We start from the raw sequence: 9,790 nt of genomic DNA, 5'->3' as shown, positions 1-9,790 counted from the left end.
GCCCGCCCAGCGGATCACGTCCGACATCGGCACCAGCGTGCCGCCGGCGGTCAACGCCTTGCCGGCCGCGGCCTCCAAGTCCTGCAACGTGGTGGTGACCACGATCGAGACCGGCAGGCCGTTGTGTGAACCCAGTTTTTCGGAGGCGAGCAGGCCGCGCAGTCCGGCCAGGAAGGCGTCGTGATTGCGCTGGGCGGTGCTGCGGGTGTCACGGCGCACCGCGTCCTCATCCGGTGTCTCATCGACCACCGGCGTTTCGTCGTCGGGGTTGCACACCCCGGGCGCGGCCAGCTTGGCCATCATGGCCTCGATCGCGGCCCGTAGTTCGGGGGTCACCAAGCCACTCAGGCGCGACATGCCGTCGAATTCCTGCTGGCCAAGGACGATTCCACGCTTGCGGGCCCGCTCGGCGTCGCTGAAGTCCCCGTCGGGGTGCAGCCAATCCATGAGCCGCTTTGCGTAGGTGGCCAATTCGTCGGGGCGATACCCGGCGGCCTTGCCGGCCAGGTCGGCTTCGGCGGCTTGGCGGGTGAACGCGTCGACCTCAACCGGCAGATGAGCCAGGAAGCCGCGGATCACCTTGACGTGCCCATCACCGATCAGCCCCGCGCGTTGACCGGCCGCGGTCGCACTCAACTGCGGTGCCAGCGGCTCACCGGTCAGCGCCCGGCGCTCGCCCAGGTCGGCGGCTTCCTCGATGCGGCGGGCGGCCTCGGCCTTGGTGATCCGCAACCGGTCGGCCAGCCCAATGCGCAGCGAACCGCCCAACTCTTCGGGGCCGGCCTGGGCGTCGAGCTGGTTGATCAACGCATGTTGCGGGGTGCGCAGCATGCGGGCCACGCGTTCGACCCGCTCCAAGGCGCGCAGCCGCTCCGGGGTGGTGAGGACGTCAAAAGATAACCCGCACAGGCGGTCCGCGTCGTCGTCGAGCGCGTCGATAACCTCGACGATCTCGTCACGACTGCTCGCACCCATACCCCAAACCCTAGAAACCCCCACCGACAAAAACGGCCGCGTTGTGACCAGTGAAACAAAAGTGGCACAAGGGATTACGTGACACAAGGGATTACAGAGCGGCCGCGACTCTGGAGACAGGAACCGGCCTAGTCGCGGACGACGATGACCGTCTTGCCGGGGCGATGGCCGGGGCGCCCACCGCTTTCGAATGCCTCGCGGCCCTTCTCCAGCGGGAAGATCTCGGCGATGTCGACCCGCAACCGACCGCCGTCAACCAGCGCAGCGAGCTCCATCAACTGCCCCCGGTTCGGCGTGACGATGAAAAACGTTGCCGTGATGCCGTATTCGTCGGCCCGGCCCGCCGGCGACGGGGCCGACAGGGTGACCAGCCGCCCACCGCGCCGGACCACCGGGAACGACCGGTCCAGCGTCGCCCCGCCGACGGTGTCGATCACGACGTCGTAGACCGCGTCGTCGAACGCCTCGGTGCGGACATCGATGACCCGGGCGGCCCCGTATCCGCGGACCAGGTCGCCGGCATCGCTGCGCACGGTCGCGGTGACGCGCGCCCCCAGCATGGCGGCCAGCTGAACCGTCAAACCGCCCACGCCGCCCGCGCCGCCGTGCACCAACACCGACTCGCCCGGTTGCACGCCGGCGTGGTCGACCAGGGCTTGCCACGCGGTCAGGCCGGCCAGTGGCAGCGCGGCCGCAACGGGGTGCGAGGCCGATGACGGCTTGGCGGCCAGGTCCGCCGCGGCGACGCTGACGAATTCGGCCGCGGCGCCGTCGCGGTCGAACGGGATCAGCCCGTACACCTCGTCGCCGGCCGTGAAATCCGCCACGCCCGCCCCTGTTTCGGCGACGACACCCGATAACTCGTGCGAGGGGATCACCGGCGTCCGGCTGACACCCTCCCGGGTCCAAGTCTCCTCCCACGTCAACTCGTCGAACGTGATGGCGGCCGCATACACGGCCACCAGGACCTCGCCCGCGGCCGGGGCCGGCACGGGCGCCCGCTCGACGACCAGCTGCTCCGGGCCGCCCCTGTGGTGCGCCCGCAACGCCGTCATCTCGGTCATGGCAGCCGCCAATCGATCGGGTCGGCGCCCATGCCCGTCAAGAGTTCGTTGGCGCGGCTGAACGGACGCGACCCGAAGAACCCCCGAGAAGCCGACAGCGGCGACGGGTGCGGCGACTCGATCGCCACGCAATTGCCTTCGGCCAGAATCGGTTTGAGTGTCGACGCGTCGCGTCCCCACAGGATCGCCACCATCGGCTGCGAACGCGCGGCCAGCGCGCGGATCGCGCACTCGGTCACCACCTCCCAGCCCTTGCCCCGGTGTGACGCCGGATTACTGGGGCGCACGGTGAGCACCCTGTTCAGCAGCATCACCCCGCGACCGGCCCACGGCGTCAGGTCGCCGCACGAGGGCAGCGGATGACCGAGGTCGGCGGCGTATTCGTCGAAGATGTTGGCCAGGCTGCGCGGCAGTGGACGCACGTCGGGGGCCACCGAAAAGCTCAGTCCCACCGCGTGTCCCGGTGTCGGGTACGGGTCTTGCCCGACGATCAGCACCCGAACGTTGTCGAATGGAAAGGTGAAGGCGCGCAATACGTTCGGGCCCGCCGGCAGGTACCCGCGCCCGGCCGCGATCTCGGCCCGCAGGAACTGGCCCATCTCGGCGATCCGCTCGGCCACCGGCTGCAGCGCGGCAGCCCAGCCCGGTTCGACGAGTTCGGTCAACGGCCTCGCCGTCATCGGGCTCCTCCCATGGCATCGATCACCTTAGTCGTCATATGTCGTCATATGTCGTCATATGACTGCCAGCCCGCGTAGCCGGTCCACTCCTGCCCGTCGACAAGCACTCCGGCCTTCCCCTCGAGAACCCGTCCGATGATTCGCCATCCGGCGGGCGCGGGCCCTGCGAAGCACGCCACCAGGGCATGATCCTCTCCGCCGCCCAGCACCCACGCCCACGGATCGGCGCGCACGGCGGCGGCGGCGGCCGTCAGTGCGTCGTGGTCCGCACCCAGCGCCGCCGTCGACAGATCCATCGCCACACCCGATGCCTCGGCGACGTGCCGCAGGTCGGCGACCAGGCCGTCGGACACGTCGATCATCGCCTGCGCTCCCCCGGCCGCCGCCGCGACGCCCTGGCCGTAGGGCGGCTGCGGGACCAGATGCCGGCGGCGCAGGGTGTCGAAGCCTTCGATCCCCTTGCCCAACAATGAAAGGCCGGCGGCCGAGCGGCCCAGCTCGCCGGCGACCGCGATCACCGAGCCCGCCCTCGCCCCGGACCGCAGCACCGGGGCGCGGCCGTCCAGATCGCCGAGCACCGTCACCGAGATCACCCACTGCGGGCAGCTGACCAGGTCGCCGCCGGCGATGCCCGCGCCGATGCGCTGCGCCTCGTCCCACATTCCGCCGACCAGCGCGTCGACGTCGGCCGCCGACGTGTCACCCGGCGCGCCAAAAGCCACCACGAAGGCCGTGGGCCGCGCGCCCATCGCCTCGATGTCGGAGGCGTTCTGGGCGATGGCCTTGCGGCCGACGTCGTGCGGGGTCGACCAGTCCAGCCGAAAGTGCCGGTCCTGCACCAGCATGTCGGTCGACACCGCGACGCGCCGATCCACGGCGTGCACCACGGCCGCGTCGTCACCCGGGCCGACCACCACCGCGGCCGGCTGGCGGCGGCCGCGCACCAGGCGATCGATGACGGTGAACTCACCCAGCTGCTGCAGGGTGGGGTTTGATGGCTCCTCGCCCACGCCACCTCCTTCGGCGCGTCCTCGCCCTGTGCGGGCCTCCGTCCGGTCGCCGACCTGCGGTAAGTTTGATTACTGCCCGCGCGAGCGGCCCGCGCCAGTGTAGAGGCCTGCGATGTCGTGCCAGAGATAGGAGGTGCGCGGGCGGTGATGACCGACGCCGATAGCGGCCCCCGTGACGACGGGGGGCCGCCGCCCGCGGTGATCATCGCCGCGGTCGCCCTCGCCGTCGTGGCGATCGGCGTGGTCCTGGTGATCGCGGCGAACCGCGAGGCGCCGCCCCAACCGGTTGCCGTACCCGCCGCCCCGGCGCCGCGGGCCGACAGCCCCGCGTGCCGGGCGCTGGCCGGGGCGCTGCCGGAGCGGCTCGGCGACTACCAACGCGCGCCCGTCGCGCAACCGGCACCCCAGGGCGCGGCCGCCTGGCGAGCCGGACGGGACAGCGAGCCCGTGGTGCTGCGTTGCGGGCTGGACCGCCCCGGCGAGTTCGTGGTGGGATCTCCGATTCAGATCGTCGACCGGGTGCAGTGGTTCGCCGTGCGCCCCGAACAGCAGTCCGCCGGTGACGCGGGCCGATCCACCTGGTACACCGTGGACCGGCCGGTGTACGTGGCGCTCACACTGCCGTCGGGATCGGGTCCCACGCCCATCCAGCAGCTGTCCGAGGTGATCGACCGCACCATCGCGGCGGTGCCGATCAACCCGGGGCCACCTGGTTGATGGTGGCGACCCGCCGCGCCCGGCTGCGCCGCGCTCGCGATCGCCACGGGTTGATGGTGGCGACCTGGGGGCACCTCCCGCTTGCGGGGGACCGCGCCCGGCTGCGCCGCGCTCGCGATCGCCACGGGTTAGCGCAGGCCGGTGCCGCGGGCCAAGGCCGTTTCGACCATCGTCGCCAACAGGGTGGGATAGTCGACACCACTCGCGGCCCACATCCGCGGGTACATCGAGATCGTGGTGAACCCGGGCATCGTGTTGATCTCGTTGAGCACCGGGCCCTCGTCGGTGAGGAAGAAGTCGACCCGGGCCAGCCCCTGGCAGTCGATGGCCTTGAACGCCCGGATCGCTAATTGCCGGATGGCATCGGCGATGTCGTCGTCCACCTTGGCCGGCACGTCCAATTCCGCTGCGTCATCCAGATATTTGGTGGCGAAGTCGTAGAACGAGTCCTCGCGGCCCCGCACCCCGGCCACCCGGATCTCGCCCAGCGTGCTGGCTTCGACTGTGCCATCTGGCATTTCGAGCACGCCGCACTCGACCTCACGGCCGGTGATGGCCGCCTCAACGATCACTTTCGGGTCGTGCCGGCGGGCCACCTCGACGGCCGCGGGCAGGTCCGCCCAGTCGGTCACCCTGGTGACGCCGATCGACGATCCACCGCGGGCGGGTTTGACGAACACCGGCAGCCCCAGCCGCTCGCACTCCTCGGGCCGCAGGGCCGACCGCGACGGGCGCAGCACCGCATACGCGCCGACCGGCAACCCCTCGGCGGCGAACAGCTTCTTGGTGAACTCCTTGTCCATGCCCGTCGCGCTGGCCAGCACGCCGGCCCCGACGTAGGGCACCCCGGCCAACTCCAGCAGGCCCTGGATCGTGCCGTCTTCCCCGTACGGACCGTGCAGCACGGGGAACACCACGTCGACGGACGCCAGCACCTCGCCGGCCCCGGAGGACAGGGAGACCAGTTGGCCGCTGCGGCGCGGGTCCGCCGGGAGGGCGAGTTCGGTGCCCGACTGAGCGGTCACCTCCGGCAGCTGCCGGTCGCTGATGGCCAGCGCGGCCGGGTCGCCGTCGGTGAGCACCCAGGACCCTTCCGGGGTGATGCCGATCGCGACCACCTCGAACCGCTGGGGGTCGAGGTTGCGCAGGATGCTGCCCGCGGACACGCACGAGATGGCGTGCTCGTTGCTGCGCCCGCCGAAGACGACGGCGACGCGCACGCGGCTTCCGCTGGCACTCACAACTTAAAGAGGCTACCGGTTGCGCGCGGCTCGGGTCGGACGGCGGGCCGCCAGCTGGGGTTTTGGTGATCGCGCGGAGTCACTCAGGCTTGGTCCTGCGCCCCAGCAGCAGGGCCATCGCCTCGTCCACCGACAGTCCCTTGTGGCAGACCCGGTGTACGGCGTCGGTCAGGGGCATCTCCACGTCGTAACTGGAGGCGAGCGCCAGCACCGACTCGCACGATGTCACGCCCTCGACGACGTGCCCGTCGCGGGCCTGCATCGCCGACTCCATGGTCCCCCCGCGACCCAGGCGTTGGCCGAACGACCGATTGCGCGAATAGGGCGAGGTGCACGTCGCGACCAGGTCACCCACGCCGGCCAGCCCGGCCAGCGTGGCACCCTTGGCGCCGAGCGCGATGCCCAGCCGCATGATCTCCGCCAGACCGCGGGTGATGATCGCCGCCGCGGTGTTTTCCCCCAGCCCGACGCCGGCCGCCATGCCGCAGGCGAGCGCGATGACGTTCTTGCACGCCCCACCGATCTCGGTGCCGACGACATCACTATTGGTGTAAGGGCGGAAGTACCCGGTGTTCAGCATGCGCTGCAGGGCGACGGCGCGGCCGGAGTCGCTGCACGCGACCACGGTCGCGGCGGGTTGGCATTCGGCGATCTCGCTGGCCAGGTTGGGCCCCGAAATCACCGCGACCTGAGCCGGGTCGACGCCCGTCACCGACACGATGACCTGACTCATCCGCATCAGGGTGCCCAGCTCGATGCCCTTGGCCAGGCTGACCAGGGTGGCCCCCAGGGGTAGCACCGGCACCCACGTTTCGAGATTGGCGCGCATCGTCTGCGCGGGCACCGCCAACAGCACCGTCGAGGCGCCGTCGAGCGCATCCGCCGCGTCGGTGGTGGCGCGGACGCCCGCCGGCAGCACCGTGCCGGGCAGATAGTCGGGGTTGGACCGGGTGGCGTTGATCCGGTCGGCGACGTCGGATCGACGGGCCCACAGGGTGACCGCTGCGCCCGGCCCGCCGGCCTCCACGAGCACCTTGGCCAGTGCGGTGCCCCACGCCCCGGCACCCATGACCGCAACGCCGCCCGTCGAACTGACAGGTGTGCCGGCCATCCACCACCCCCGTGTGTCGTCTCCAGCGTGTTGCAGCCGCTACACCCTAGATCAGCGGCGGACCAGCCGTCACGCGAGCCAGCGCGGCTCGCTGGCAGGATGGCATGTCATGAGCGGCACACGAGCCGACGGCACGGGAAAAGACATCGCCTTGATCATCGCCGTCAAACGGTTGGCGGCGGCCAAGACCAGGCTGGCCCCTGTGTTCTCGGCGCGCACGCGGGAGAGCGTGGTGCTGGCCATGTTGATCGACACGCTGACCGCCGCGCGACGCGTCGACTCACTCGGTTCGATCAGTGTGATCACGCCCGACGAGGCCGCGGCCGCGGCGGCGACCGAGCTGGGCGCGGACGTGCTGGCCGACCCGACGCCCCAGGGGCACGGTGACCCGCTGAACAACGCCATCGCCACCGCAGAGCGGACCGTGGCCGCTTCATTTCCGAACGTCGTTGTGCTGCAAGGGGATTTGCCGGCACTGCAGACACAGGAGCTGGCCGAGGCGATCGCCGCCGCCCGGCATCACCGGCGCAGCTTTGTCGCCGACCGGCTGGCGACGGGGACCGCCGCCCTCTTCGCGTTCGGCGCCCCACTCGATCCGCAATTCGGAGCCGATTCGTCGGCGCGGCACCGACGTTCGGGAGCGATCGAATTGACCGGCGCGTGGCCGGGCCTGCGCTGCGACGTCGACACCCCCGACGACCTCGCCGCCGCCCGCCGGCTCGGGGTGGGGGCGGCGACCGCCCGGGCGCTCGCGCACCAGTGACCTCGACCGCGCCACGGCCCACCTGTCCGCGGGGTGAACGTCGCCCCAACGGCGAATGGATGTCCGTCGAGCGCTAGCAGCATCGGCGCGTGATGAGCAATGATCGCAGGGTGACTGAAATCGAAGCTGAGGCGCGCCCCGACGAGAACTTGTGGCATCACGGCGACTCGGCCGTGACTGCGCCGCCCGCCACCACGCCGGCCTCGCTCACCGACCTGCCCGAGGACCGCTACCTCAACCGGGAACTGAGCTGGCTTGACTTCAACGCCCGCGTGCTGGCGCTCGCCGCCGACAGCTCGCTGCCCCTGTTGGAGCGAGCCAAGTTCCTGGCGATCTTCGCCTCCAACCTCGACGAGTTCTACATGGTGCGGGTCGCCGGCCTCAAGCGCCGCGACGAGATGGGATTGTCGGTGCGCTCCGCCGACGGCCTGACCCCGCGTGAGCAACTGGCCCTCATCGGCGAGCAGACACAGCGAATCGCGACCCGGCACGCGCGGGTGTTCCTCGATTCCGTCCGCCCGGCGCTCGCCGAGGAAGGCATACATATAGTCACGTGGGCCGATTTGGATCAGGGTGAGCGCGACGAACTGTCGACGTACTTCCACGAACAGGTCTTTCCCGTTCTCACCCCGCTCGCCGTCGATCCCGCTCACCCCTTCCCCTTCGTCAGCGGGTTGAGCCTGAATCTCGCGGTCATGGTGCGCCAGCCCGAGGACGGCGGCCAGCACTTCGCGCGGGTGAAGGTACCCAACAACGTGGATCGGTTCGTCGAACTGGCGGTGCGCGATGCCGCCGACGATGCCGACGGGCACCCCATAATCCGCTACCTGCCAATGGAAGAGCTGATCGCGGCCTTCCTACCGGTGTTGTTCCCGGGGATGGAGATCGTTCAGCATCACGCCTTCCGCATCACCCGCAACGCGGACTACGAGGTCGAAGAGGACCGCGACGAAGACCTGCTGCAAGCACTGGAACGGGAGTTGGCACGCAGGCGGTTCGGGTCGCCGGTGCGACTCGAGATCGCCAACGACATGACCGAGAGCATGTTGGAACTCCTGCTGCGCGAGCTCGACGTCAACCCGGGCGACGTCATCGAGGTGCCCGGCCTGCTCGATCTGTCGTCGTTGTGGCAGATCTACAGCGTCGACCGGCCGGGGCTCAAAGACCCTGCATTCGTCCCGGCGACCAGCCCCGCGTTCGTCGACCGCGAGACGCCCAGGAGCATTTTTGCAACGCTGCGCGAAGGCGATGTGCTGCTTCATCATCCGTACGAGTCGTTCTCCACCAGCGTCCAGCGATTCATCGAGCAGGCCGCCGCCGACCCTAACGTGCTGGCGATCAAACAGACGCTGTACCGCACCTCTGGTGACTCGCCGATCGTTCGGGCGCTCATCAACGCCGCCGAGGCCGGCAAGCAGGTGGTGGCGCTCGTGGAGATCAAGGCCCGCTTCGACGAGCAGGCCAACATCCGCTGGGCGCGCGAGCTGGAGCAGGCGGGCGTGCACGTCGTCTACGGATACGTCGGGCTCAAGACGCACTGCAAGACCTGCCTGGTGGTCCGCCGCGAAGGTTCGGCGATCCGTCGTTACTGCCACATCGGAACCGGCAATTACAACGGCAAGACGGCGCGACTGTACGAGGACGTCGGTCTGCTGACGGCCTCCCCGGAGATCGGGGCGGATCTGACGGATCTGTTCAATTCGCTGACGGGCTATTCGCGCAAGGTCTCCTACCGCAACCTTCTGGTCGCCCCGCACAGCATCCGCACCGGCATCATCGAGCGCGTCGAGCGCGAGATCGCCGCCCACCGCGAACACGGCGGCGGCCGCATCCGGATGAAGATGAACGCGCTCGTCGACGAGCAGGTGATCGACGCGCTGTATCGCGCGTCGATGGCCGATGTACGGGTGGAGGTGGTGGTGCGCGGGATCTGCGCGCTGCGCCCCGGCGCCGAAGGGTTCTCGGAGAACATTGCCGTCCGCTCCATCCTCGGCCGATTCCTGGAGCATTCCCGCATCATGCATTTCCATCGCATCAACGAGTTCTGGATCGGCAGCGCGGACATGATGCACCGCAACCTCGACCGGCGCGTCGAGGCGCTCGTTCAGGTCAAGGACCCGAGGCTGACCTCGTACCTGGACGATTTGTTCGAGTCCGCGCTGGATCCGTCCACCCGGTGCTGGGAGCTGGGACCCGACGGGCAGTGGATCGCGTCGCCGCAGGACGGCC

The 9,790-nt window shown here is 69.9% G+C and carries 9 protein-coding genes; 3 read left to right on the top strand and 6 right to left on the bottom strand.

The features are described from left to right. The 4 genes from A5713_RS04610 to A5713_RS04595 form a co-directional block, all read right to left on the bottom strand. Nucleotides 1-975 (bottom strand): 13E12 repeat family protein (locus A5713_RS04610; RefSeq protein ID WP_067918876.1); only part of this gene is annotated, 975 nt, incomplete at its 3' end. Nucleotides 976-1,103: 128 nt separating this feature from the next. After that, nucleotides 1,104-2,030 carry an NADP-dependent oxidoreductase gene (locus A5713_RS04605; RefSeq protein WP_068092995.1) on the bottom strand — a complete coding sequence of 309 codons (927 nt, stop codon included), beginning with the start codon at nucleotides 2,028-2,030 and terminating at the stop codon, nucleotides 1,104-1,106. Nucleotides 2,031-2,035: 5 nt separating this feature from the next. Beyond that, the gene (locus A5713_RS04600) at nucleotides 2,036-2,719 is read right to left on the bottom strand and encodes a uracil-DNA glycosylase (RefSeq protein WP_068092987.1); all 684 of its coding nucleotides are present in this window, start codon (nucleotides 2,717-2,719) and stop codon (nucleotides 2,036-2,038) included. 44 nt (nucleotides 2,720-2,763) lie between these two features. Then, a complete protein-coding gene (locus tag A5713_RS04595; RefSeq protein WP_068092986.1) occupies nucleotides 2,764-3,729 on the bottom strand; it encodes a thiamine-phosphate kinase in 966 nt (321 codons plus the stop codon). A 147-nt stretch (nucleotides 3,730-3,876) separates the two neighbouring features. On the opposite strand from A5713_RS04595, the gene A5713_RS04590 reads away from it, so the two are divergent. After that, entirely contained in the window at nucleotides 3,877-4,446 is a 570-nt protein-coding gene (locus A5713_RS04590) for a DUF3515 domain-containing protein (RefSeq protein ID WP_082972784.1), read from the top strand. A 128-nt stretch (nucleotides 4,447-4,574) separates the two neighbouring features. Here A5713_RS04590 and A5713_RS04585 read toward each other — a convergent pair whose 3' ends face one another. Further along, complete coding sequence (locus tag A5713_RS04585) at nucleotides 4,575-5,687, bottom strand: D-alanine--D-alanine ligase family protein (RefSeq protein WP_068092981.1); 1,113 nt, start codon at nucleotides 5,685-5,687, stop codon at nucleotides 4,575-4,577. Nucleotides 5,688-5,766: 79 nt separating this feature from the next. Next, complete coding sequence (locus A5713_RS04580; protein ID WP_067918881.1) at nucleotides 5,767-6,798, bottom strand: NAD(P)H-dependent glycerol-3-phosphate dehydrogenase; 1,032 nt, start codon at nucleotides 6,796-6,798, stop codon at nucleotides 5,767-5,769. Between the two features lie 109 nt (nucleotides 6,799-6,907). Between A5713_RS04580 and cofC the strand changes: the two genes are divergently transcribed. Continuing rightward, nucleotides 6,908-7,561: a 2-phospho-L-lactate guanylyltransferase gene (cofC, locus tag A5713_RS04575; protein ID WP_067918882.1), complete on the top strand. Its 654-nt coding sequence runs from the start codon at nucleotides 6,908-6,910 to the stop codon at nucleotides 7,559-7,561. A gap of 89 nt (nucleotides 7,562-7,650) precedes the next feature. Next, nucleotides 7,651-9,790, top strand: a 2,140-nt coding sequence (locus A5713_RS04570) for an RNA degradosome polyphosphate kinase (RefSeq protein WP_068092989.1), incomplete at its 3' end; no start/stop codon positions are given.

Source organism: Mycobacterium sp. E2497, assembly GCF_001668695.1.
Lineage (GTDB): Bacteria > Actinomycetota > Actinomycetes > Mycobacteriales > Mycobacteriaceae > Mycobacterium.
The sequence above is the reverse complement of the archived record's forward strand: the minus strand, read 5'-3'. Positions and strand labels throughout refer to the sequence as shown.